This window comes from Comamonas sp. AG1104, assembly GCF_003350425.1.
GTDB lineage: Bacteria > Pseudomonadota > Gammaproteobacteria > Burkholderiales > Burkholderiaceae_C > Comamonas > Comamonas testosteroni.
Genome location: NZ_QQAS01000006.1, coordinates 331151 through 353824, shown reverse-complemented (window position 1 = coordinate 353824; position 22674 = coordinate 331151). Strand labels below are relative to the sequence as shown.

21 protein-coding genes and 1 tRNA gene are annotated in these 22674 nt (G+C 60.3%); 12 read left to right on the top strand and 10 right to left on the bottom strand.

Annotated features, from left to right (window positions below):
- The first annotated feature begins 9 nt into the window (after positions 1-9).
- The 6 genes from DFO48_RS19115 to DFO48_RS19090 are packed head-to-tail and all read left to right on the top strand — an operon-like array spanning position 10 to position 4605.
- Complete coding sequence (locus DFO48_RS19115; protein ID WP_114864457.1) at positions 10-369, top strand: hypothetical protein; 360 nt, start codon at positions 10-12, stop codon at positions 367-369.
- Complete coding sequence (locus DFO48_RS19110; protein WP_114864456.1) at positions 366-1799, top strand: TolC family protein; 1434 nt, start codon at positions 366-368, stop codon at positions 1797-1799. The genes DFO48_RS19115 and DFO48_RS19110 overlap by 4 nt, the downstream gene beginning before the upstream one ends.
- 1 nt (position 1800) lies before the next feature.
- Positions 1801-3207, top strand: coding sequence for a multicopper oxidase family protein (locus DFO48_RS19105; protein ID WP_114864455.1), 1407 nt, complete (start codon positions 1801-1803; stop codon positions 3205-3207).
- A 15-nt stretch (positions 3208-3222) separates the two neighbouring features.
- A complete protein-coding gene (locus DFO48_RS19100) occupies positions 3223-3705 on the top strand; it encodes a plastocyanin/azurin family copper-binding protein (RefSeq protein ID WP_003077158.1) in 483 nt (160 codons plus the stop codon).
- Between the two features lie 19 nt (positions 3706-3724).
- Positions 3725-4213 (top strand): DUF411 domain-containing protein, encoded by a 489-nt coding sequence (locus DFO48_RS19095; RefSeq protein WP_114864454.1) that lies wholly within the window; start codon positions 3725-3727, stop codon positions 4211-4213.
- Positions 4214-4236: 23 nt separating this feature from the next.
- Positions 4237-4605: a copper-binding protein gene (locus DFO48_RS19090; RefSeq protein ID WP_003077155.1), complete on the top strand. Its 369-nt coding sequence runs from the start codon at positions 4237-4239 to the stop codon at positions 4603-4605.
- A 57-nt stretch (positions 4606-4662) separates the two neighbouring features.
- Here the strand turns inward: DFO48_RS19090 and DFO48_RS19085 are convergent, their stop codons facing one another.
- Both DFO48_RS19085 and DFO48_RS19080 read right to left on the bottom strand, forming a co-directional pair.
- Positions 4663-5172, bottom strand: a complete 510-nt coding sequence (locus tag DFO48_RS19085) for an ankyrin repeat domain-containing protein (protein WP_003077153.1) — start codon at positions 5170-5172, stop codon at positions 4663-4665.
- 1 nt (position 5173) lies between these two features.
- Positions 5174-6151: an SMI1/KNR4 family protein gene (locus DFO48_RS19080; protein WP_114864453.1), complete on the bottom strand. Its 978-nt coding sequence runs from the start codon at positions 6149-6151 to the stop codon at positions 5174-5176.
- A gap of 65 nt (positions 6152-6216) precedes the next feature.
- On the opposite strand from DFO48_RS19080, the gene DFO48_RS19075 reads away from it, so the two are divergent.
- A complete protein-coding gene (locus DFO48_RS19075) occupies positions 6217-7419 on the top strand; it encodes a leucine-rich repeat-containing protein kinase family protein (protein WP_114864452.1) in 1203 nt (400 codons plus the stop codon).
- 3 nt (positions 7420-7422) lie between these two features.
- On the opposite strand, the gene DFO48_RS19070 is transcribed toward DFO48_RS19075, so the two are convergent.
- Together DFO48_RS19070 and DFO48_RS19065 are read right to left on the bottom strand one after the other, a co-directional pair.
- Positions 7423-8265 carry a MetQ/NlpA family ABC transporter substrate-binding protein gene (locus DFO48_RS19070; RefSeq protein WP_114864484.1) on the bottom strand — a complete coding sequence of 281 codons (843 nt, stop codon included), beginning with the start codon at positions 8263-8265 and terminating at the stop codon, positions 7423-7425.
- 207 nt (positions 8266-8472) lie between these two features.
- Entirely contained in the window at positions 8473-9309 is an 837-nt protein-coding gene (locus tag DFO48_RS19065) for a MetQ/NlpA family ABC transporter substrate-binding protein (RefSeq protein WP_114864451.1), read from the bottom strand.
- A 162-nt stretch (positions 9310-9471) separates the two neighbouring features.
- On the opposite strand from DFO48_RS19065, the gene DFO48_RS19060 reads away from it, so the two are divergent.
- On the top strand, positions 9472-10509 hold the full coding sequence (locus DFO48_RS19060) for a P1 family peptidase (RefSeq protein ID WP_114864450.1): 1038 nt from the start codon (positions 9472-9474) through the stop codon (positions 10507-10509).
- Here DFO48_RS19060 and DFO48_RS19055 read toward each other — a convergent pair.
- Entirely contained in the window at positions 10506-12806 is a 2301-nt protein-coding gene (locus DFO48_RS19055) for a DUF1631 family protein (RefSeq protein WP_114864449.1), read from the bottom strand. The two genes, DFO48_RS19060 and DFO48_RS19055, sit on opposite strands and share 4 nt — an antisense overlap.
- Positions 12807-12854: 48 nt before the next feature.
- Positions 12855-14516: an energy-dependent translational throttle protein EttA gene (ettA, locus tag DFO48_RS19050; protein ID WP_003063408.1), complete on the bottom strand. Its 1662-nt coding sequence runs from the start codon at positions 14514-14516 to the stop codon at positions 12855-12857.
- Between the two features lie 264 nt (positions 14517-14780).
- Here ettA and DFO48_RS19045 point away from each other — a divergent pair, with 264 nt between their 5' ends.
- Positions 14781-16610 carry a DEAD/DEAH box helicase gene (locus DFO48_RS19045; RefSeq protein ID WP_114864448.1) on the top strand — a complete coding sequence of 610 codons (1830 nt, stop codon included), beginning with the start codon at positions 14781-14783 and terminating at the stop codon, positions 16608-16610.
- A 278-nt stretch (positions 16611-16888) separates the two neighbouring features.
- The gene (locus DFO48_RS19040; protein WP_233506464.1) at positions 16889-18559 is read left to right on the top strand and encodes a M14 family zinc carboxypeptidase; all 1671 of its coding nucleotides are present in this window, start codon (positions 16889-16891) and stop codon (positions 18557-18559) included.
- Positions 18560-18667: 108 nt separating this feature from the next.
- Here the strand turns inward: DFO48_RS19040 and DFO48_RS19035 are convergent.
- The 4 genes from DFO48_RS19035 to DFO48_RS19015 all read right to left on the bottom strand — a co-directional run bounded on the left by DFO48_RS19035 (position 18668) and on the right by DFO48_RS19015 (position 20938).
- Positions 18668-18744 (bottom strand) — tRNA-Arg (locus DFO48_RS19035).
- 358 nt (positions 18745-19102) lie between these two features.
- Complete coding sequence (locus DFO48_RS19025; RefSeq protein WP_003077133.1) at positions 19103-19723, bottom strand: pentapeptide repeat-containing protein; 621 nt, start codon at positions 19721-19723, stop codon at positions 19103-19105.
- Positions 19724-20073: 350 nt separating this feature from the next.
- Positions 20074-20370, bottom strand: coding sequence for a hypothetical protein (locus DFO48_RS19020; protein WP_233506463.1), 297 nt, complete (start codon positions 20368-20370; stop codon positions 20074-20076).
- Between the two features lie 214 nt (positions 20371-20584).
- On the bottom strand, positions 20585-20938 hold the full coding sequence (locus DFO48_RS19015) for a MerR family transcriptional regulator (RefSeq protein WP_114864445.1): 354 nt from the start codon (positions 20936-20938) through the stop codon (positions 20585-20587).
- Positions 20939-21021: 83 nt separating this feature from the next.
- On the opposite strand from DFO48_RS19015, the gene DFO48_RS19010 reads away from it, so the two are divergent.
- Both DFO48_RS19010 and DFO48_RS19005 read left to right on the top strand, forming a co-directional pair.
- Positions 21022-21852 (top strand): aminotransferase class IV family protein, encoded by an 831-nt coding sequence (locus tag DFO48_RS19010; protein ID WP_114864483.1) that lies wholly within the window; start codon positions 21022-21024, stop codon positions 21850-21852.
- Between the two features lie 294 nt (positions 21853-22146).
- Positions 22147-22599, top strand: a complete 453-nt coding sequence (locus DFO48_RS19005; RefSeq protein WP_114864444.1) for a hypothetical protein — start codon at positions 22147-22149, stop codon at positions 22597-22599.
- Positions 22600-22674 lie beyond the last annotated feature (75 nt).

Below are 22674 nucleotides of genomic sequence, written 5' to 3'. Positions count from 1 at the left end.
GAATCCCCTATGCGCCAAGCGCATCCTCTTTCTTTGACAGCCATGGCTTTGCTCATTGCCGGCGTCAGCCCGCCAGTCCTGGCCCAGACGCCCGAGCCGGCTCCCCCGGCCGCCCGATCCCCAGCCAACGGCAACAGCGTTTTCGATCCCGACGCTCCCACGCTGGCGCTGCAGCACCAGCCGCTTGCCGCCAGCGCGGCCATCGTCGCCCAGCCCGGTGACTGGAAGGCCGCCAATGCCGCGGTAAGCGAGTTCCCGCGCGGCCATGGCGATGTGCTCAGGTGGGAAAAACCCCAGGGCAATGCCTCCGGCCCAGCCCCGGACAGTGGTACTTCCGCACATCAGCACCATCACGGAGGCCAGCCATGAAGCGCCTTGCATTCAAAGCCGCGCCCTTGCTCGCCGCACTGGCGCTGGCCGGCTGCGCCAGCATCTCGCCTGACGGACTTCGCGGCGACGTGGCCAGACATACCGAAGGCAGGCTGCCCGCGGGCGCACAACTGCCGTCGCCGGACGCGCAAGCCCTGCAGGATGCGCAGACCCAGATTGCCGACTGGCTCAAAACCCCTGTCGATGCCGACACCGCCGTGCGCATCGCCCTGCTCAACAACCCCGGTCTGCAGGCCCAGCTGGCGCAGCTCGGCATTGCCGACGCGCAGCGCGTGCAGGTCCTGACCCTGCCCAACCCCAGCTTTACCTTCGGCCGCTTTCGCAACGGCCACGAGCGCGAGATCGAGCGCCAGCTCAGCTTTGGCCTGGTGCAGCTCATCACCCTGCCCTGGCGCAGCCGCTGGCAGGGCTGGCAGATGGAGCAGGCCACTCTGACGGCCGCCCAGCAGGTGCTGCTGATGGCCTCCGACACACGGCGCGCGTGGCTGCGCGCCGTGGCCGCCGAGCAGGCTCTGGCCGCCAACGAGCGCATGCATGAGGCCGCAGCCCTGGGCGGCGAGCTGGCCCGCCGCATGGCCCAGGTCGGCAACTTCAGCAAGATGGACCAGGCCAGAGAGCTGGCCCAACAGCAGCAGGCCGCCGCCCAACTGGCACGCGCGCGCCTGAACGCCCAGCTGGAACGCGAGCAGCTGGCCCGCCGCATGGGCCTGTGGGGGCAGCAACTGGCCTACAAGCTGCCCGCCCAGCTGCCCGCCCTGCCAAAAGCAGCCGAATTGCGCAGCGGCGATGACGCAGAGGCCACGGCACTGCGCCAGCGGCTGGATCTGGGCGCGCTGCGCCGCGACCTGGATGTAACCGCCGGCCGCCAAGGCTGGGCCACGGTGGGCACCATCTTTGGCGATATCGGCGCCAGCTACAGCAACAACACCAGCACCGAACGAGCCACCGGTCACAGCGACAAGACCCAGGGCTGGGAGTTCGACGTGCCCCTGCCGCTGTTTGACTGGGGCTTTGCCGCACGCGGCATGGCGCGCAACCAGGTGCTGCGCAGCGCATCGCTGCTGCGCGACAACGCCATACGCGCGCGCAGCGAGGCCCGCAGCAACTGGCTGGCCTACCGCACGGCTTATGACCTGGCTCAGCAGCAGCAGGCAGAGGTGCTGCCCTTGGCCAAGCTGATGCAGGAAGAAACCATCTACCGCTACAACGGCATGTTCATGAGTGTGTGGCAGCTATTGGCCCAGGCCCGCAGCACCACGCAAGCGGTGGTGACCGCCACCGAGGCCCAGCGCGACTTCTGGCTGGCCGAGACCGATCTACGCCTGACCCTGACCGGCACATCGCCAGGAACCTCCCCCACCGTCAACACTACCGCAGCGCCCGCTGCACAAGCCGAAGCAGGTCACTGATATGCAACGCCGATCCTTTTTCACTGGCGCGGCCACTGCAGTGGCCGCCGCCACAACTTCAATGGCCGTAAGCCGGGTTGCCATGGCGGCCCTGCCCGAACCCGTCATGCAAGGCAGCGCCGACACGGCTGCGCCTCTGACGCCGCCCAACGGTCGCCCCTACCAACCCGTGGTCACGCTCAACGGCTGGACCACGCCCTGGCGCATGAATGCGGGCGTCAAAGAGTTCCACCTCGTGGCTGAGCCCGTGGTGCGCGAGGTGGCGCCCGGATTTTTCGTCAATATGTGGGGCTACAACGGCCAGTCGCCGGGCCCCACGATCGAAGTAGTGGAAGGCGACAAGGTGCGCATCTTCGTCACCAACCGCCTGCCCGAGAGCACCACCATCCACTGGCATGGCCAGCGTCTGCCCAATGGCATGGACGGTGTGGGCGGTCTGAACCAGCCCCACATCCCGCCGGGCAAGACCTTCGTCTATGAGTTCGAGGCGCGCCGCCCCGGCACCTTCATGTACCACCCGCATTCGGACGAGATGGTGCAGATGGCCATGGGCATGATGGGCTTGTGGATCACCCACCCCAAGACAGCCCACCCGCTGATCGACAAGGTGCAGCGCGACTATGCCTTCCTGCTCAGCGCCTATGCGGTCGAGCCCGGCACCATGACGCCGCGCATCAACGAGATGACGGACTTCAATATCTGGACCTTCAACAGCCGCGCCTTCCCCGCCATCAGCCCGCTGGTGGCTCGTCAGGGCGACAAGGTGCGCATCCGCGTGGGCAATCTGACCATGACCAACCACCCTATCCATATCCACGGCCATGAGTTCGAGGTTACGGGCACCGATGGCGGCCCCGTGCCAAAGTCCGCCCGCTGGCCCGAAGTGACGACGGATGTGGCCGTGGGCCAGATGCGCCAGGTGGAATTCATTGCAGACGAACCCGGCGACTGGGCTTTCCACTGCCACAAGAGCCACCACACCATGGGCGCCATGGGTCACGACGTACCCACCATGATCGGCGTGGACCACCGCGGCCTGGTGGGCAAGATCCAGAAGATCGTGCCCGACTACATGCTGATGGGCGAGCGCGGCATGGGCGATATGGGCGCCATGGAAATGCCTCTGCCCGACAACACCTTCCCCATGATGACCGGCCAAGGCCCTTACGGCCCCATCGAGATGGGCGGCATGTTCACCAGCTTCAAGGTTCGCAAAAACCTGGGTGCCAGCGACTATGGCGATCCTGGCTGGTACCAGCAGCCCAAGGGCACACGGGCCTATGAATGGCAGGGCGCGCCTTTCGATGCCAAGGCCCCCCGCCAGACCACGCCCGGCACCGCTCCCGGTGCCGCCACCGTACGCAAACCCGAAACCGGCCCCGTCACGGGTACTCACACCCAGCACTGATGCCAGGAGACTCCCATGAAGACTATTCATTTCATAGCTGCCTGCGCCTTGGCAGCATGCACCAGCGCTAGTTTTGCGCATGGAAACAACGCCCATGCCAGCGGTCCCGTGATCAAGGAGCAAAAGCCCTGGGGCATTGCAGCCGAGGCCAGGGAGGCCCAGCGCACCATCACCATCCAGATGACGGACGACATGCGCTTCAGCCCCAGCCATTTCAGCGTGAAAAAGGGCGAAACCCTGCGCCTGCGCGTGGTCAACAAAGGCCTTCTCATGCACGAGATGGTGCTGGGCACCCGGGCATCGCTTGATGAGCACGCGCAGATGATGCTCAAGTACCCTGGCATGGAGCATGCCGAACCCTATATGGCCCATGTCGCCGCAGGCCAGACCGAAGACATGGTCTGGAGCTTCAACCGCGCAGGCGATTTCGACTTCGCCTGCCTGATCGCCGGCCACTACCAGGCAGGCATGACGGGGCGCTTCACCGTCACCGAATAACGCAAGAAAGGAATTCCCGATGACAAGCACCAACCGCCGCCACGTCCTGCATATGCTGGCCACCGCTGTCGGCATGGCTGCGCTGCCAGCAATGGCGGCTGCTCCCGCCAAGATTGCCATGGAGGTCTGGAAAGACCCGAACTGCGGCTGTTGCAAGGACTGGATTGCCCTGATGGAGCAGGCTGGCTTCGCCGTCAAGGTGCACGACGTGGGCAACAGCGCCGTACGCGCCAAACTGGGCCTGCCTACTCGCCTGGGTTCCTGCCATACCGCCCTGGTGGGCGGTTATCTGGTCGAAGGACATGTGCCTGCCTCCGATGTGCACAAGCTGCTGAAGCAGAAACCCAAGGCGCTGGGCATCACCGTACCAGGCATGCCCATTGGTAGTCCCGGCATGGATGGCCCCGAGTACGGTGGCCGCAAAGACCCCTACGACGTGCTGCTGGTCACCCAAAGCCTGATGCGCAGCGATGTGTCCACCTCGGTCTTCACCAGCTATCGCGGCTGACCCCCTCAACTCAGGAGAACATGATGAGAAACCTCTTTCACACCACTTTGGCAGCCCTGAGCCTCGGCATTGCACTGGCCGCTCCGGCTTCCGCACAGGATCACTCGGCGCACGCAGGCCATGGGGCGATGGCCGGTGCTTCGACAGCCGCATCGACCGGCCAGAGCAATGTGATGACCGCCGGTGAAATCACCCGTGTGGATGCTCGCACAGGCAAGTTGACGATTCGCCATGAAGAAATCAAGAACCTGGACATGCCTCCCATGACCATGGTGTTTGCGCTGTCTGACTCCGCTCAGTCGACCTCTTTCAAGGCCGGTGACAAGGTTCTGTTCCATGCCGAGGACAAGGATGGCTCGCTGATCATCACCCGCATCCAGCCAGCGTCCTGATGCAGTCTCGCCGTTGAGACGATGACGATGCCATGCAAGCATGGCATCGTCATCCCGTCACAGCCCCGTGGGCGGTACTGCTGCATGAGCTGCCGTGCGCTCCAGCAAATCCCCAGGCACATCGCGACCGCTCTGCACCAGCAGATCATGGGCATTGCGACCCTGTGCATCTCTGCGCCGAAGATCGACCCCTGTCGACCAGAACCAGCGCACAGCCTCCCAGGCGCCATGGTCCACGGCAATCAGATACGGGGTTCGGCCTTTGTCATCCCCTGTCTTGTCGAGATCGGCCCCCGCTTGCCGCAGCGCTTGCAGCATCTCTGTGCGCCCGTTGAAGGCCGCCCAGGCGGTGGCGGTCATGCCCGTTGTCAGGCTCACCTGATCCAGCGGACTGCCTTGCTCCACCAACCATTGGGCCGCAGCATCGTTGCCGCAATTGAGGGCAGTGATCAGCGCATTGAGGCCAGTGCTCTTTTGCACATAGGCGATATCATCACCGTCCTTCAGGCGCAGCTCCAGCGCAGCGATATCGCCCTGTTCAGCGGCCTTGAGCAGTTTCATGCTCATCTCAGTACATCCATTTCCTGATTAGCGCCCGCCCAAAGCGCTTTGCCAGCAGCACTTCGGCCTGCTCATCGCCATCATCCCGCCCCTGGGCCACGACGTGACTGTGGCATAGCGACATCAAGGCCAGCGCGTCCAGATAGTCGCCCGCATCGTCAAACATACGGGTTAGCAAGGGACTGCTGTCATGGTCCAGATACCAGACAGAGCCATCGCGACGGTCAAAGCACCAGAGGTTGCCATTGCCCAGATAGTCCCCGAACACCACCAGCTCATTCAACTGCGCCATCAAGGCCTGTGCCTGTTGCGGCGCACTCATTTCCACAATGTCGACTATGCCCGGGAACACGACCTGCACCGGACCGATGGCGTCCATGTCTGCATCCGGCGCCATGAGAACAAAGCGCGGACTCAGCAAGCGCTCGGCCCAGTCCAGTACACCGAGTTGCAAAAGATAGTCACGCAAGGACTGGGGAAGACTGCAACCCAGGCGCCATTCGCACAGGCGCAGCTCGGCCCGGCTGAATGGCTTGGCTTGAGCGGGCTCTTCATCCATCCAGAAATGGGCTTGCAAGCCTTGATGCCAATAGGCCAGCCGCTGATCGGACGACGCATCGGCGGGCGGCCAATACGGCTCAGGCACGTCGGCCTCATCCCACACATCATGGTTTTCTACAAAGCGCTGGCTGCGCCCAAACTCGGCCTGCAAAAAACGAGACCATGCCACCGCGTCCGCAGAGGAAGGCCAGTGCATCCGGGCGAGTACCGCCGCCGGCATCCAGGGCTTATGGCCCATGCGCGGCACTTCATTCGCATCACGCACCACAAAGCGCAAGGCAGGCTGTTTCAGCAGATCTGCTGGCGGAGACTGATTTGGCGCCTCAAGCTGGGCAGCGGTATCGGCAGGCAGATCCACCCAGTCGCTCAGCGTCAGTTCTGGCAATGCCTGCACCAGCGCAGGCAGGTCTTTGAAGATTTTCATGCAGGCATTCCGTGCATTTCGTGTTTTCTGTGCATTTCGTGCGCAAGGCTTAGACTGCGCGTCCTATGTTGACGCTAGAACAGTTTCACTCCGGGCTGGCCAATGGCTCACTGGCCCGCGCACACCATATCAGGCTTAGCGATGGCCTGACCGAGTTCCCCGCCGCGCTTTATCAGCTGGCCGAGACGCTGGAGATCCTCGATCTGTCCGGCAACCAGCTCACCACCCTGCCCGATGATCTGACGCGCTTTGCGCGGTTGCGCATTCTGTTTGCCTCGAGCAACCTGTTCAGCGAACTGCCCCGTGTGCTGGGCCGCATGCCGCAACTCGAAATGGTGGGCTTCAAGGCCTGCCGTATCGCGCATGTGCCCGAGGACAGCCTGCCGGCGCGCCTGCGCTGGCTGATTCTCACGGACAACCACGTGCACCAGTTGCCCGAATCCATGGGCCGGTGCACGCGCCTGCAAAAGCTCATGCTGTCATGCAACCAGCTGAGGCAGCTGCCCCAGAGCCTGGAGCATTGCCAGGCGCTGGAGTTGCTGCGCATTGCAAGCAACCGTTTCGGAGATGCTCCTGAAGTCATCTTCCGGCTTCCCCAACTGGCATGGCTGGCGCTGGCAGGTAATCCAATGACTCAAAAACAGGAGCTGGATACGCTTTCAGAGCATGGGATTGAGCCCATTTTCTATCAAAATTTGCAGATTGCCAGCAAGCTGGGTGAAGGCGCCAGCGGCCATATCTACCGCGCCAGCCTCAATGGACAGGAGCTGGCACTCAAGGTTTTCAAGGCCGCCCGGACCAGCGACGGTACGCCGCAATCCGAACTGGCAGCAGGCATTGCGGCAGGACAGCACCCTCATCTGCTGACGCCGCTGGCGCAGGTTCTGGGCGCTCCTGACGGGCAAATGGCCACGGCCCTGCCCCTGCTGGATTCAGCCATGCAGCCGCTAGCCGGGCCGCCAAGCTTCGACAGCTGCACACGTGATGTCTATGACCCCGAACTTCGCCTGCAAGCCGACCAGGCCCAGCAGTTGCTGCAAGGCATACGCTCCGCCATCACCCATCTGCACGGCCGTGGCCTGCTGCATGGAGATCTGTACGCCCACAATATCCTGTGCGATCTGCAGACCGGGCAGGCCGTGCTCAGCGACTTTGGCGCCGCTGCGCTTTTGCAGAGCCTGCCCGAAACGCAGCAAGCGCAGCTGCAGCAGATCGAGCTGCGTGCGCTGCGCCATCTGGAGCATGAAGTTCAGGCCCTTGTCGGTTGAGCCTTATTGCAAGAATGCGGGCTTGGCATAGCCCGCAAACTTGCTGTCCACCACGCCCTTGAATTCGGCGGATTTGTAGGCAGCAGCCAAGTCCTTGGCCCATTGCGCATCCTTGTCCTTGGTCTTGACAGCCACGATGTTCAGATAATGCTCAGGGGTCTTTTCCAACAGCACCGAATCCGACAGTTTCAGGCCCGAGGAAATCGCGAAGTTGCCGTTGATGATGGCGTACTGCGCATCATCCAACGCACGCGGCAGATGAGCTGCATCCAGGGGCACGAGCTTGATCTTCTTGGGATTGGAGGCCAGATCCAGCTCGGACACGCGCAGCGGGTTCACGCCCTCCTTGAGCTTGACCAGTCCCGCCTGCTGCAGCAGCAGAATGCCCCGAGCCAGATTGCTGGCGTCATTGGGCAGGGCGATGCGATCTCCCTCCTTCAGCTCGGCCAGGCTCTTGCGCTGCTTGCTGTAGACGCCCATGGGCGCGATCGGCCCCTGCACCAGGGCTGTCAGATCCAGCTTGCGATCGCCCTTGAACTGATTGAAATACACCTCGTGCTGGAAGAAATTGGCATCCAGCGAACCGTCGGCCAGGGCCAGATTGGGCTGGACATAGTCGTTGAACTCCACCAGGCGAACCTTGTAGCCCTTCTTCTGCAGGATGGGAACAATGCCGTACTGCAGTTGGTCGATGTTGGAGCCGGCCGTGCCGCCGATGACCAGTTGCTTTTTGCCGGCGTCCTGGGCCGCCGCCGGCAGGGCGCCCATGGCCAGAGCGGCTCCCGCCAGCAAGCTTGTGGTCAGAAGACGGCGGCGGTGGTGCGCTACGGAAAAAAGAGTGGTCATGCTTTGCTCCTCGTTGATGTACTGTGTTTTGATACCAAAGGTCTGACTCTGCATCCATGCAGAGGCCTTTGCAGTATCCAGACCGGGAGAGCAAATTCCAACCAATAAAAACCCATGCTCTTATTTGCTTTTCATCTATAACCAACCAATCCACGAGCATGAAAAAAGGGCCGCATCGCGGCCCTTGGCGTCTTCAGTCAAGCCTGATCACTTCAGGAAAGCAGGCTTGGAGTAGCCGGGGAACTGACTGTCCACCACGGCCTTGAACTCGGGCGAGCGGTAGGCTGCGGATAGATCCTTGGCCCACTGGCTGTTTTCATTGCCGGTCTTCACGGCCACCACGTTCAGGTACACATCGGGAGTCTTTTCCAGCACCACGGCTTCACTCAGCTTCAGACCCGAGGAGACGGCAAAGTTGCCATTGACAACCACATAGTCAGCGTCTTCCAGCACGCGGGGCAGCTGGGCTGCCTCCAGCGCCACAAACTTGAGCTTGTGAGGGTTGGCAGCCAGGTCCAACTCGGAGATACGGGCCGGGTTCACCCCTTCCTTGACCTTGACTAGACCGGCCTGCTGCAACACCAGCAATGCACGGGCCAGGTTGCTGGGGTCATTGGGCAGAGCCACCTTGGCGCCGCTCTTGATATCGGCCAGAGACTTGTGCTTTTTGCTGTACACGCCCATGGGGGCCACCGGGCCCTGAGCAATCGCGCTCAGCGCCAGCTTGCGATCGGTGGTGAACTGATCGAAATAGGCACGGTGCTGGAAGAAGTTGGCATCCAGCGAGCCGTCGGACAGCGCCAAGTTTGGCTGAACATAGTCGTTGAACTCGACCAGTTTGATCAGGTAACCCTTTTTCTGCAGCTGAGGCACTATGCCTTTTTGCAGCAGGTCATAGTTGGAGCCGGCGGTGGCACCGATCAGCAGGTTCTTCTTGGCTGGATCCTGGGCCAGAGCAGGCACACCGGCAGTCGCCAGCAATGCGACTGCGGCAGTAGCCAGAACGGCACGGCGGCTGGCGGCAAAGGAAAAATGGGCGGGCATGGATCACTCCTTGAATTTGATGCGCGTGAGCAGCACGGTTCTCATTTGTTTACCGGACTGCAACAATGTGAGTAAGTATGAACCTTACACGGGCAAACCCTAAAGAATAAAAAACCATCTGTTTATTTACAAAAACACATAAGAGATGCAAGGAGTACTGGCATGAGCGCTTTTTCAACCGTTGATGATCTGCTCGCACACGAAGGCCATATCGGCCGTGTGCAGGGCATTTCCGTCGGCCATTTCAGCGACTCGCGTCGTCCCACGGGCTGCACCGCCGTGCTGTGCCCTCAGGGTGCCGTGGGCGGTGTGGATGTGCGCGGCGCTGCCCCTGGCACGCGCGAGACCGATTTGCTGCACCCCAGCAATCTGGTGCAGGAGGTCCACGGCATCATGCTGGCAGGGGGCAGCGCCTGGGGGCTGGACGCAGCCACAGGGGCCGTGCGCTGGCTGGAAGAACAAGGCGCGGGCCTGAATATCGGCGTGGGCCGCATTCCGCTGGTGCCCGCCGCCGTGCTGTTTGACGTGATGATGGGCGATATGCGCATACGCCCCGATGCCGCAGCCGGCTATGCAGCCAGCCGCAATGCGGGGCCGGACTCCGGCACCAAGCGACCCGCAGAGGGCAGCGTGGGCGCAGGCAGCGGCGCCGTGGTGGGCAAAGTCTTCGGCCATGAACGTGCCATGAAGGGCGGCATAGGCACGGCCAGCTTTACCGTCGATGGAGTCACCGTGGGAGCCATCATTGCCTGCAATGCGCTGGGCGATGTATTCAATCCCTTCAACGGCGAGTTGCTGGCCGGGGCACGCACGGCAGACGGCCTGCAATTGCGCGGCACCCGCGATGCCTTGCTGGCGGGCGAGGAGCCCAGGCCGGTTCTGGCCGGCAGCAACACCACGATTGGCGTCGTGGCGACCGACGCCATCATCAGCAAGGCCCAGGCCCACCGTCTGGCCGTGGTAGCCCATGACGGCCTGGCACGTGCCATCAACCCCGTGCATACCATGAGCGACGGCGACAGCCTGTTCGCCCTGGGCACGGCGTGCAGCGGCAAGTCGCTGGGAATGATGACGCTGAGCACATTGGCCGCCGAAGCTGTGGCTGTAGCCACCGCGCGCGCTGTCTTGCTCGCCCAATCGGTGTGGATCGAAGGCCAGACAACACTGCCTAGCTATCAGGATCTAAGTGCAAGAAGCTAGGCAATAGCCTCAAGTCGCCGCAACTGTCCCTGCGTCAGCAACTTGTCGCGCATGCGCCGCGTCATGGACTGGGTGCTCCCGTCTTCGGCCGTAAACAGAAACAGGCTTTGCTGCGGACTGACCCAGGTCAACTTGGTACGCAGTTGCTGGCGCTCGTTGCACAACTCCACCCAAGTGCCCAAAGGCCATTCGGCAACATCCGCAGGTCTGCCCTGGCCCATGGCGGCTTGCACGGGCATCGGGCTGGAAGCCACGGCTTCAGCCTCGAGCACGGCGGCACCGACCGTCTTCTGCTGCTTTGTCTTGAAGGCAGGTCCGGAAGAATAGTGTGCCGCCTGGGTTTGCGTTTCTCGCGCTACCGTCACCACAGGCACATCTTCGACTCTGTCGGTCAGTACTGGCAAGGTGATATCCAGCCCTGCGCGCACGGTTTCTAAGGCACCATCCAGACCCGTCAGCACACTGGGCAACTCAGCGAGCACATCCGCCCTGGCAAACTCGTCGGAGCCAGACTGTCCCGCGGCCTCGGCCGCATCCAGTACCCGCTGCTGAAGGCTTCCCAACCGGGCCGCCAGTGCGGCGATTTCGACATCCGTGCGGCCCACGCTGCGCAAGCCTCGCGCCAGACGGCGCTGCAACTTGGGCGCCATGGCCACCAGCCGCGTCACATCCTGAGCGGCTTGAGGCGACACGCTCCAAAGCAGGCTGGGCACCAGTGCCAGATAACCGCCCGGGTCACGCTCCTGCCCTGGTTCGGCCCGCTGCTGTGCCTGGGCAATCACACCAGCCCAAGGGCCGGTCACAAAATCCAGAATATCCTCAGGCACACCCTTGGCACTGGGCAAGCTGCGAATCATCTGCGCCAGTTGCAGGGCATCGGGCTTGATCTGCTCGATGGCGCCCGCAATCTGATGATCGACCAACCCCAGCGCCGAACTCATCAGCCCTTGCCGCGTGGAATGCTCGACTTCGGTATGCGGGTTCAGAGCCGCAATGCGGCTCATACGACCTTCCGGTGGCCACTGCTCGCGCACAAATTGCAGCACTTGGGCAAACACATGCGCATTTGCCTGCCCTGCACCTGCCAACTGGTTCGCCGCAGCTTCTGCCACGGTGATGAAGTGAGCAAATCCCAGTGCAGATTCGCTAGCAAACCAGAGGCTACGAGCCGTCAGCTCGTCCAGCAACTGCCGTGCGGGGTGCAAGCGATCTTCAAAGAAAACACCGTCTTGCACCACCAACTGGCTCAACATGGGTTCAAGCCGCAACAAGACCCGCTGCACCGGCGGCAGCAGGCGGCCGTCGCTGGTCATATGGCTCATCATGCGCTGCAGCGTGCGGATCTGAATCAGAGCACTGGGAGCCTGGCTGGGCTGTGGTGCGTGCAATCCCCTCAGAGCACTGTGTCCCCAGGGTTGCTGCGAAGTCTGCAGCGCATTGGCCGAATACGAAGTCCAGCCCGGCTCCAGCCCAGAATCTTGCACAGGCGCGATAGAGGCCGGCTCTGTCGCCGGCCAACCCGCCAGCATGGAGTCCGTCAGCGACTGGGGCACGGTGCAGCGCGAATCATCAATCCAGCGCAGATCTGAGGCCAACTCCTGCAATAGCCGCAAGGTCAGCAGGCATTGGGGCCGGGTGTCGCCGTCCGCGCCATAGCGGGCAGGCTGCACGCCATGCTGGCGCAGCAAATTGGCAGCACGGGAATATTCAGAAGCCAGAATCGAGCCCAGCTGCTGCGACATGAATTCATGCCAGCAATCGGCCACTTCCGTGGCGGGCTGAACAGCCGTCAACGACTGGCTCAAAGCGCGTACATAGTTCTCCAGCCGCAGCGGATTGCACTCTGGCCGAGCGGATTCAAGTCCCTGAGCGCCGCTCATCAACGCATCCAGATCGGCCAGCGCAAGCTCGACCTGGGGCTCGACCATCTGCACCAGCTTGTGCTCGGCCTTTAGTTGACGGCTGGCCGACTCGGCCATGGCCGCCAATGGCAAAAGCCGGCCAGTGACGGTATCCAGCGTCTGTGCAGAAAAGGAAAAAGGTTGGCGCGCTGACAGTACCAGCGCCTCCAGCAAGTTCTGCGGGAAGCTGCTGATCACCGAAGCCCGGTGCTGCTGCAGGTTATGCAGCGCAGCGCCGAGCACATCGCGCCTTGCAGAGTGGAAACCCGTCGAGAGCGATTGCTCCAACGCATATTCGGTGCGCTGCAACAATCGCAGCGCGAATGCATCAGCGCCACGCACCACCTGGACAAGGCAGGTGCGCAGCACGGAAACGGATGCATGTGCGAGGCTCATAGCCCCTAAGAATACCCGCTCCAGCTGATGCCGGAGACATTTTGATGCTTACTTCAACGCCTTGTAACGCATACGCTTGGGCGCAGCACCTTCTTCACCCAGTCGTTTCTTCTTATCGGCTTCGTACTCCTGGTAGTTGCCGTCAAAGAATACCCACTGGGAATCGCCTTCGGCGGCCAGGATATGGGTGGCAATACGGTCCAGGAACCAGCGGTCATGCGAGATGACCATCACGGTACCGGCATATTCCAGCAGCGCGTCTTCCAGCGCACGCAGGGTTTCCACGTCCAAGTCATTGGAGGGCTCGTCCAACAGCAGCACGTTGCCGCCTTGAATCAGCGTCTTGGCCAGGTGCAGGCGACCGCGCTCACCACCGGAGAGGTTGCCGACCTTCTTTTGCTGGTCTTGGCCGTTGAAGTTGAAGCGGCCCGCGTAAGCGCGCGACGCCATCGTGAACTTGCCCACGGTGATCATGTCCAAACCGCCGGAGATGTCTTCCCACACGGTCTTTTCATTGGCCAGTTCATCACGGTGCTGGTCCACAAAGGCCATCTTCACAGTCTGGCCGATGTCCACCGTACCTGAATCAGGCTGCTCCTTACCCGCGATCAGCTTGAACAGAGTCGACTTACCGGCACCATTCGGTCCGATGATGCCGACGATGGCACCAGCGGGAATGTTCATCGAAAGGTTGTCGATCAGCATGCGGTCGCCAAAGGACTTGGAGACATTGGTGAACTCGATGACCTTGGAGCCCAGTCGCTCGGCCACAGGAATGAAAATTTCCTGTGTTTCATTGCGCTGCTGGTATTCGTAATCGCTCAGCTCTTCAAAGCGCGCAATACGGGCCTTGGACTTGGCCTGACGGCCCTTGGCATTCTGGCGCACCCACTCCAGTTCCTTCTTCAAGGCCTTGGCACGGGCTTCTTCGCCCTTTTGCTCGGCTTCCAGGCGGTTACCCTTCTGGATCAGCCAATCGGAGTAGTTACCCTTGTAAGGGATACCGTGGCCACGGTCCAGTTCCAGAATCCATTCCGCAGCATTGTCCAGGAAGTAGCGATCGTGGGTAATGGCCACCACGGTGCCGCTGAAGCGGTGGAGGAACTGCTCCAGCCAGTCCACGGACTCGGCGTCCAAGTGGTTGGTCGGCTCGTCCAGCAGCAGCATGTCAGGCTTGGACAGCAGCAGCTTGCACAGGGCAACGCGGCGCTTCTCACCACCGGAGAGCTGACCCACGATAGCGTCCCATGCCGGCAGACGCAGTGCATCCGCGGCGATTTCCAGCTGATGCTCGGAGTCCGTGCCCGCAGCAGCGATGATGGCTTCCAGCTCACCTTGCTCGGCAGCCAGGGCGTCAAAGTCCGCATCCTCTTCTGCGTAAGCTGCGTAAACCTCTTCCAGGCGGGCCTTGGCATTGTTCACCTCGGCCATAGCTTCTTCCACAGCCTGGCGCACGGTGTGCTCGGGATTGAGCTGAGGCTCCTGGGGCAGGTAGCCGATGGACAGACCCTGCATGGGGATGGCTTCGCCCTCATACTCCTTGTCCACACCGGCCATGATCTTCAACAGCGAAGACTTACCCGAGCCGTTCAGACCCAGCACGCCGATCTTGGCGCCGGGGAAGAAACTCAGGGAAATGCCTTTCAAGATCTGGCGCTTGGGCGGCACCGTCTTGGTCAGCTGATTCATCGAAAAAACGTATTGAGCCATGTCCGAATTGCTTTGAGTTACTTGGATTTATGCAAAAAAGTGTGCCGCTTTACACGGCAATCAAACCATGATTATCGGTGCATGCGACAATACCCCTCGCAACAGGCGTCCAGTTGCCTGCTGCAGCAGCACTTCAGCTGGGGACAAAGGAAGCGTTTCCAAGCTCCCAACACGCAAACTATATCTGCCTACAACTGGCCAGGCACCCCACGGGTGCCATGACAGGCTGATACCCCGCGCCCAGGATTGGCGCAATTGATCACAATGACATTTGAAGAACTGAATCTGGCACCCGCCATTCTGAAGGCCGTACAAGAACAGGGTTATGAAAACCCGACTCCCATTCAGGCACAGGCAATTCCTCTGGTTCTTGCCGGGCACGACCTGCTGGCTGGCGCTCAGACCGGAACCGGCAAGACAGCCGCCTTCACGCTGCCCATGCTGCAGCGCCTGGCAAGCGGCACAGCGCCCAAGAACAAGTTTGGCGGCAAGGGCATCCGCACGCTGGTGCTGACCCCTACCCGCGAACTGGCGGCCCAGGTGGAAGAAAACCTGCGCAGCTACGCCAAATATCTGGACATTACCTCCACCGTGATTTTTGGCGGTGTCGGTATGAAGCCACAGATCGCCCGCATCGAAAAAGGCGTTGACGTTCTGGTAGCCACACCTGGCCGTCTGCTGGACCTGGCCGGTCAGGGCTTCATGGACCTGTCCACCGTCGAGATGCTGATCCTGGACGAGGCCGACCGCATGCTGGACATGGGCTTCATCCATGACGTCAAGAAGGTTCTGGCCTTGGTGCCCAAGGATAAGCAAAGCCTGCTGTTCTCTGCCACCTTCAGCGATGAAATTCGCGAGCTGGCCAATGGTCTGCTGCGCAACCCCCAATCCATCCAGGTCACGCCGCGCAACACCACCGTGCAGCGTATCAAGCAGGTCATCCACCCCGTGGGGCGCGGCAAGAAAAAGCAGGTGCTGCTGCACATCATCCAGGAAAACAACTGGAGTCAGGTGCTGGTGTTCACACGCACCAAGTTTGGCGCCAACAATGTGGCCGAGTATCTGACCAAGAACGGCGTTTCCGCCATGGCTTTGCACGGCAACAAGAGCCAGAGCGCCCGCACCCAGGCCCTGGAAGGCTTCAAGACAGGCGAGCTGCGCGCGCTGGTGGCAACAGATATCGCGGCACGCGGCATCGACATTGACGAACTGCCCAACGTGGTGAACTACGAGATACCCAATATCTCGGAAGACTATGTACACCGTATCGGCCGTACCGGCCGCGCCGGCCGCGAAGGCAACGCAGTCAGCCTGGTCTGCATGGACGAAGAAGGCTTCATGATGGATATCGAACGCTTTACCAAGCAGGAGATTCCGGTTCAGCCCATCGAAGGCTTTGGCCCTGAAGAAGGCGAAATCGCCGAGCCCATCGCCATGGGCCGACAGACCCTGTGGGGTGGCGCAGGCAAGCCTCCCAGCCGCGATGTGATGCAGGCAGCTGCCAAGGCGGCCCGCCAGGAAATGATGGAGCGCATCCGCTCCAACAAGACGCCCACCGGCGGCCGCGGTGGCCGTCGCCCTGCTTCAGCAGATGCCCAGCAAGGCGAAGCAGAGGGTGAAGCACAGCAACGCCCCGCACGACAGCACAAGCCCCGCAGCAACAACCGCGTCAACAATCAGCGCGGCCAAGGCCAGCAGGCTGTGGAACGCGGCGAACGCAACTCAGATCGCGGCACCGAACGCAGCAATTCCTTCGGCCAGAGCGACCGTACTCCACGCCCCCAGGGCAACAGCGATCAACAGCGGGCCCCAAAACGCGGCGGCGCCCGCCAGTTCGGTGATCGTGAGCGCGGCAACCGCTACGACGACCAGCCCCCCCGTGCCGATGCGCACCTGGGTACGCAGCAAGGCCACGCCCGCCACAACGGCGCGCGCGGCAGCAACGGTGGTGGCCAACCTGATCCAATGCGCACCAGCGTGGACAGCATGGCTGACCGTGGTCGCCGTGGCGGCTTTGGCGGCGGTCGTGGTGGCTTTGGCGGAGGCAATCGCGGTGGTAACCGCGGAGGCTTTGGTGGCGGTTACGGCCGCTAATCCACAGCGTCTATGGTTGAAGGTGTGAGTCACCTTCAACCCAACCTCCTGAAGGGCTGCAATTTCCAATATTGCAGCCCTTCTGTTTTTTCCAGCTGCAGCATCGCTGCGCGCTGACAGCCGACAGCAAGCCAGCCGACCTAATATGGGTTCCAGATGTGCGAAGCTTGAGCTTTCGCTCTTGGCATGTTGTTTTTATCTGCGTTGAACTTATGACATTTCTTACCAAGCCTGTTTTCTCTCATGCCAAGCGCACGCGGTCCGTCTGGACCCAAAGCATGCTCAAGCTGACGACAGTGGGCTCGGCAGTGCTGTTGACGGCCTGTGCCAATGTGCAACTGCCACCCTGGGCTGGCATGTCAGGCCCTGCAGCAGCCCCAGCACCCTCCGCAACAAGTTCTCCGGCCGCTCCTTCGGTGATCAGCCAGGCGGTGGCTCCTACGCCACAGCTGACAGCCCTGCCCTATAACCCGGCCATCGAGTCTCTCTTTGCCGATCCCACCACTCTTTATGACACACCGGGTCTGAGTAGCGGGCGACAGCAGTTCAGCACGCAGACAGAAATTTCTGCATGGCTGCAATCAGTGAGCAGCAAGGCCGGCAACGGCTTGCAACTGTCCGCCGTCACTATCGGCACCTCTCAAAGAGGACTTCCGATTCAAGCGCTTATTGCGATTCAGGGCCAAAGCACCCAGGCAACAGCCATCAACAGCAGCGGCAAACCCACCGTGCTCTTGGTCGGCGGCCAGCGTGGCGACGAACCAGCCAGCACTGAGGCCCTGCTGGTCGTTGCACGCGAACTGAGCCAAGGCGGCCTGCTGGCGCCCTTGCTGCAGCAGACCAACATCATCATCGTACCCCGAGCCAATCCTGATGCGGCAGGCTCGGCCAGCCACGTCACAGCAGACGGCACAGACCTCGTTCACGATCATCTGCTGTTGAGCACTCCGGAAGCACAGGCCCTCGCCCGCCTGACCCGCAACTACCGTCCGGCTGCGGTGATTGATCTACGTGAATTTGCAGCAGCTGGCATGTTGCTGCAGAAATTTCAGGCCGTGCAACGCTACGACGTACTGCTGCAACCCGCTGCCACGGCCAATGCACACGAATTTGTCAACAAGGCTGCGCGAGAGTGGTTCAGCCAACCCATACGCAACGCTCTCAAGCAGGCAGAGCTCAGCAATGAATGGTTTTTTCAGCCCAGTGCTCAGCCTGAGGACAAATCAATGTCCATGGCCGGTTTGACTGCCGACACTCTTGCCAACACCAGCAGTCTCAAAAACTCTGTCGCTGTGCTGATAGCCAGCCGCGGCTCCGATCTGGGGCGCCTGCACATTCAGCGCCGAGTGCACAGCCTGGTCACTGCGGCAACTGCAGCACTGCGAGCCACGGCCGAGAAATCAAAAAACCTCAAGCAAGTCGAATCCTTTGTGTCCCGCGATATTTCCGCTCTCGCTTGCCGCAACACCCTGACCATCCAGTCCAAACAAACACCTGAGCAGCGCACCATCCGGATGCTGCAGGCCGAATCTGGACAGGAAATCGAAGCCCGTGTGGACTGGAATTCATCACTGAACATAAAGCCCGAACAAAGCCGTCCGCGCCCATGCGGTTACTGGCTGTCGGCTGACTCAGGACGAGCCGTCGACCGTTTGCGCCTGCAGGGAGTGCAAGTCATGCAGATTGCAGAATCTGGCCAGATGCTGGCAGAAAACTACACCCCATCGCGTACCGGCAGCAACACCCCTGTCCTGACGCGTGGAGCCATTGAAGCCCCCATGGGCAGCTACTACATCACTCTCAATCAGGCAAAAGCGCATTTGGCAACTGCAGCCCTCGAGCCTGATACCCCCTTCAGCTATGTAAGCAAAAGTCTGATTACGGCACCCACGGACATTGCACGCGTCGTCGCTGCACCATCGGTCGTTTTCGAAGAAGAGATGGAATGAAAATATAGGGGGCAAGATCGCAGAGTCTTAGAAACACTCTGCGGCACACTGCTGATGCAGAAACAAAAAGCCCATTCATGCAATTGCATGAATGGGCTTTTTTTCACTTGGCCTGCCCGACAGGGATCGAACCTGTGACCCACAGCTTAGAAGGCTGTTGCTCTATCCAACTGAGCTACGGGCAGATGCTTGATTCCACTAGGTTTTCTGGATCTAGCCTCAACCTAGATTTGCGGAGCGCTCCGCATCGGTCATTTCTCGTTTGATATGACCGGTCGTTATTATGCACTGGATAACAACCCTCTCCGCCTTTGCCCCATGCTCGCCTCAGTCCTCATCTGCCTTGTTGTCGGGGCCTCAGACGGCGCCCCCTAACAGCCCGATGTGGCGAACTGGGGGCAATACGAGTTGGCTGAGCAAGAGGCAGCGGCGCGCAAGATAGGACTTTGGCACGATTCACAGGCAGTCGCACCATAGGATTGGCGCAAACCTCACGAGGTGCTCGGCTTACCCTAGATCCGTAGTTGATCCAGCGCCGTCACGTCAGGAAGCGCGTACGTCCGCACCCAGGGCTTCTGCCAGGGCAACTGCTTGATCAATAGTAATGATCGCCCCCTTCAGCTGTACGTTCTCAGGCTCTACTGCGCTCAGATCGCTGCCGCGCAGGTCACAGCCACTCAAATCGGCACTATGGAGCCAAGCACCAGACAAGTCTATGTCGCGCAGAGACCCCCCCTGACAGCGAGCACCGGTCAGGTCCGCTTCTCGGAGGCGTGTTCCTGTAAAGGCAGCGCTGCGCAGATCGGCACCTGGCAGGCCCACAAATGCCCAGTCACCACCCTGCACCTGCATATGGCCAAACTTGCAGCTATCGAACATGCTGCCGACCAGCTTGCAGTCTTTGAAGCTACTGTCGAAGAAATCGCAGCCAATGAAAGTGCAGTTCACAAAGGCGCAATCCTGGTGTTTTGAGGCGTTGAAGCGCGCGCGCCGAAAGGTGCAATCCTCGAACACCATGCCCTGGCTGTGCGACTCGCTGATATCGAGATCAAGGAATAGCGTGCGTTCATGGCGCTGATCACGAAGCTCCTTTTCGTACCAGTCCACGCCGGCAAGTGTGGTATCGGTTGCGGGTGCAGACTCCCCATATTTGCGTTCAGCCAATCGTTTTGCTCCTTTGCTATTTAGCAAATTGTCTCTTCTGTGGCGAAATGGGCTACAAAAATGTTGATCTGACGGGGGCTCAAAATCCCCCGCCGCAAGGCGTGCCGGCTCGACTCCGGTTCGGAGCACCAAAGATGCAATGCTATAACTTTTGAAGACATTCCGGGAACTGTTCCGGCATGTGTTCCGGTTTTAGCAAGTGAAGAGACTGCACAATGATTTCGTTGCGTCGGCTTTTAGATTTGGAGGTCTATGCTTTCAGCCACTCTCCTCTGCCTTGTCGTGGGCATCGCAGCCGGTCAACACCAGCAAGGCGCCGATGCTGGTGCGCAGCTGCGATGGGATCTTGCTCATGGCGTGCCCCCTACGGCAGCCTTGGCCTTATCACGCAGTTCCTGGCGAGCCTGCTCATGCATGTAATCACGGTGCCATCTCCAAATCAGATAGGCCGCCTGCAGCGCCACATCGGCGATGGTTGCCACCACTGCCCAATCACTGAGAGGAAGTCCGCCCAGTCGCGCTGCGCCCGCTGATGCGGCTCCTGGCGTGGTTTGCACGGCCGCGATGGCAATGTCCTGTTTTTGCTCGGCACTCAGATGCTGGTGAATGCCCTGCAGCGCCAGCATTGATGCGAGAGCTTTTTTCATGCCCCGGAGTGTTCCGGGGGCTAGCTCGGCGGTCGAACCCTAGAGGGGTGCTGGAAATAGCCGCTAACGGCCAATTGCGGTCGCTGGATTTGCGCTGCTAAGCGTCGCCTCTCACACAGGAAGAAGACCGGATCGTCCTATCTGCTGACGTATGGTGCAGTCTACAAAGCGGAGGTCGCAGTGCTCCACATCTTTCGAGGCCCCCACTTTAGAGTTAAGGAAAGCTCAACGATGCTAGGTAGCTAGCCACAATATTCCGTCTCTCTTTCAGATCGCGAAGCTTTTTCTCCAACTGCGCCAGTTCTTCGGTGAGAACGGAACGGATTTCGTCGCAAGGCTCAAAGGTGGCAGGGCCATCAACCATGCAGGGCAACAAAATGCGGATTGCATTCAATTTCAACCCAGATTCATTGAGCTGGCGAATACGCATCACGGCCAAAAGCTCTACGTCTCCATACTCTCGATAGTGCGCATCGGTGCGGGCAGGTCGCAGGAGTCCTTGCTGCTCGTAGTAGCGCAACATGCGCTCACTGACACCGCTTCGTCGAGCCAGCTCTCCAATCCGCATTCGATCCTCTTTTCAAAAACACCTTGACCTTGACAGCACTGTCAAAGTTTAACCTCCGAGCTTCACCAGCAACGGAGTTCAAGATGGCAGATATTAGCAACCCACCCTCCAATGACGCGACCGTGCAGCGCAATGGGCGTCCTGCAACTGCGGAGGCATTGGGTCCATTGGCTTTCGCAGGCTATGCCCACTTCACCGCCCTGCAAGTAAGAGGCGGTAAAGTGCGGGGCTTGGATGTTCATCTTCAGCGCTTGCATGCAGCTTCACTGGCCATGTTCGGCTGTGCCTTGAGCGATGAGGCGGTCAAAAGCTATCTGGCGTCTGCACTGAAGACGAGAAACGACGGCGACTTTTCCTTGACTGCAACCGTCTATTCGTCTGCGGGGGAGTTCACGCCTCCCGGCAATGATGCGCCGCTGCACATGCTGGTGCGAACGTCGCCACCATCCGATGGCCCTCAGGGGCCGTTGGTGCTGGATATCGTGAACTACGAGAGAGTCGTGCCCGAAATCAAGCATGTTGGGGAAATTGCAAAAACATGGTTTCAGCGCAAGGCCGTTGAACATGGGTTTGATGACACTGTGTTCATCGACAACCAAGGGCGGCTGAGTGAGGCGAGCATCTGGAATCTGGTCTTCTGGGATGGCAAGAGCGTTGTGTGGCCGAAGGCAAAAATGCTGCGTGGAACGACGATGGCCATCGTGATGCGCCAACTGGAGCGGTTGGGTGTACCGCAGCGTTTTCAGCACATCACTATTGACTCGTTGACTACGCTTCAGGGAGCAGCGGTCATGAATTCGTGGACGCCAGCTGTCGAAGTGCGCCACATTGGCTCTGTCAATCTGCCGTCAGCACCTGATTTCCTGACATTGTTGCATCGCGCTTTTGAATCAGAACCGTTGACAGCGGTTTGATTCTGGAAGCTGTCATTGCCAAGCAGTAAGCGAACGACTGCAACGGGTCGGTCAGCGGCAGTCGCAGGTCGGCCGAAAGCAGCCATCTAGATTTGACCCGAAGTCCAAGTGCTATTCAAATGTGAGGAGACGTAGCAGCCAACGAGTACCGTCGCACGGGACGAGCGCAAATTTCAGGACTATTTCTCCCCCTTCTGCTGAATCATGCATACGACAAGTCGCGGTCCACGCCCGCCTCGCTACTGGTTTCGACGCGCATCCGGTGTATTCATATTGGTAGTCGCAATATTTGGAATGAATCTGTTCGAATTGGTCTTTGAAGGTCGAAGTCTCGATGAGACGGCAGTAAGTCACATTGCATTCCAACAATGGCCAGTGTTTGTAATCGGGGGGGCATTGGCCGCTTTGCTTGCCGCGATTGGGTTGCGCAGCATGATCCTCCATCGGGGAAGGATGCCTGCGTTAAACGCGAATGAATCGCCAGGTTTGTCCAAGCTTCCGATCGCATGGTCCCTGACGCGATGGCTGCTTGTACTGATCTACGGCTGCGGACTTCTTGCGTTCTCGATGGTTGGCGCCATGGGCATCGGGCTAGTCCCTGCTGCCTTTTGTTTGTGCATGGCGGGATATGCGGCGATTGCGAATACTCGGACATCAGTAGTGATTGCACTCATTATCCTTGCCACGCTAGTTGGACTAACGTGGGGCGTTCTGGTGCTCACAAACGCGGCTGCATATGCCCGATGATCAATGAGTTGACTGGGCTATGTACGTCTGTCTCATCAGAAATAGTATGGCCGCAAAGGGCGGCAGCGAACTACG